Source organism: Paraclostridium dentum, assembly GCF_012922555.1.
Classification (GTDB): Bacteria; Bacillota; Clostridia; order Peptostreptococcales; family Peptostreptococcaceae; genus Paraclostridium; species Paraclostridium dentum.
Genome location: NZ_WIPK01000074.1, coordinates 1 through 691 on the forward strand (window position 1 = coordinate 1; position 691 = coordinate 691).

A 691-nucleotide genomic window follows, 5' to 3' on the forward strand; every position below is an offset into this window, starting at 1 on the left:
ATTTCTCAGCAGCTTTCTTTCCAATTTTAACTGTGGCAACAGGTGCAGATCTAAACCATTCAACTCAAATTAACAACTCAAAAAGATGCCATCTGTCAAACAGTGATGCCACAACAATTATCCTTTCCTGCGAAAATTTTTTCGATGAGTTTTAATCAGCATTAGCCAGTCCTTGAGTAGAGTGCCCAGGTTTAGAGAAATTCCAGGAAATGGGGAAGGACGCCCCACCACCTTTAAAACAACTGGAATGAGAATTCACTTCGCCTTGGCAGCCTTCTGTGCAGACTTTGTGACCTTGCCAGAACCAGGAGCCTTCTTCTCGACACTCTTGATGACGCCGACGGCTACGGTCTGCCTCATGTCACGCACAGCAAAACGACCAAGAGGAGGATAGGTGGAGAAGCTCTCAACACACATGGGCTTGCCAGGAATCATTTCAACAATGGCAGCATCTCCAGACTTCAGGTTCTTGGGGTTGTCCTCAAGCTTCTTACCAGAACGACGGTCAATCTTCTCCTTAAGCTCAGCAAACTTGCAGGCAATGTGAGCAGTGTGACAGTCCAGCACTGGAGCATAGCCCTGAGAGATCTGACCAGGGTGGTTCAGGATGATGACCTGAGCATTGAAGCTGCCAGCCTCCATGGGTGGATCGTTCTTGCTGTCTCCAGCCACGTTACCACGGCGAATGTCC

Annotated in this window: 1 protein-coding gene; it reads right to left on the bottom strand. The window is 48.5% G+C overall.

Going from position 1 to position 691, the window contains the following annotated elements; all coding sequences use genetic code 11:
- Positions 1-255: 255 nt before the first annotated feature.
- A partial coding sequence (locus GFJ41_RS20960; RefSeq protein ID WP_206001599.1) for an elongation factor 1-alpha C-terminal domain-related protein occupies positions 256-691 on the bottom strand: 436 nt, incomplete at its 5' end.